The 868-nt window shown below is 47.4% G+C and carries 2 protein-coding genes; both read left to right on the top strand.

The window, feature by feature from the left end; all coding sequences use genetic code 11:
* Nucleotides 1–177: 177 nt before the first annotated feature.
* The gene (locus V7L95_RS04240) at nt 178–513 is read left to right on the top strand and encodes a hypothetical protein (RefSeq protein ID WP_340968206.1); all 336 of its coding nucleotides are present in this window, start codon (nt 178–180) and stop codon (nt 511–513) included.
* A gap of 23 nt (nt 514–536) precedes the next feature.
* Complete coding sequence (locus tag V7L95_RS04235) at nt 537–776, top strand: hypothetical protein (RefSeq protein WP_340968205.1); 240 nt, start codon at nt 537–539, stop codon at nt 774–776.
* Nucleotides 777–868 lie beyond the last annotated feature (92 nt).

The following is an 868-nucleotide window of genomic DNA, read 5'->3' as shown; positions in this document are numbered from 1 at the left end:
GCCTAATTGGCAAAAAACAATCTTCCGTAAATTCAGCGGAAAGATTAAATTCCGCAATATCGAAGAATACGCACAGTTTTTGGCTGACGAATACGGATGGAAAACGCCTGACGCGCGCATTTTCTATAAAGACGGAACAGTCACGGAAATCAATAAACGAAAAGGAGACCGATAATCATGGCGATTAACATTCAGATCTCACCCGACTACCGACTTACATCTGACGTCCACAACATCATCGTAAATGAACGCTATTTCACCGATCCGACCAAAGCGCCTGGCTGGGCGAAGAAATTAGCCGAGAATCCCAACGCCGACCCGACGCCTGTCAAGCGCTGGCGAGAAGTTTCGTATCACGCTACGGTTGATCGCGCCGTCTTGGACGTAATGAACCGACAGATCAAAACGTCGGACGCGACGACTTTAGCCGAGATCGCGCAAATGGTATGGGAATTTCGCACGGAATTAGCGGCGGCACTGACGATCGAGGGCGCTAATACTCACGACAAATAAAACGGCTGGGAGGCGGTTAAATCGTGACTAAAACGAAGGATCAAGAAATCGCAGAATTACGTCAGGCAATGGCGGCGCTTATTGCGGAGAATGAGACTTACGTAAAGCATCTCGCAGACATACGCAACATGATGCCGGAGGAATTTGATGATCGGGATGCGACCGAACATTTACTCGCGATCAGCTCGCCTGAGCACGTTAAGGATTACGTTAAATTCATACTAGACCGAATGAAGGAGGAGTTAGAATGGGGCGTGAATTAGCTTTTATCGAACTCGTAACCGAAAATTGCGAAGTTATAAAAATAGAACGACAGCATATCGGACGATTTCGTATGGCAAACGTTTCACGATCG

Source organism: Bacillus sp. PPSBB_11, from assembly GCF_038023285.1.
GTDB classification, from domain to species: Bacteria; Bacillota; Bacilli; order Bacillales; family Bacillaceae; genus Bacillus; species Bacillus altitudinis.
Note: the sequence above shows the minus strand (reverse complement) of the source record. Positions and strands in the feature narration are given on the sequence as shown.

What these genes read in the sequence shown, in the direction of transcription:
- V7L95_RS04240 (WP_340968206.1), top strand. Translation starts at nt 178, where the DNA reads ATGGCGATTAACATTCAGATCTCACCCGACTACCGACTTACATCTGAC.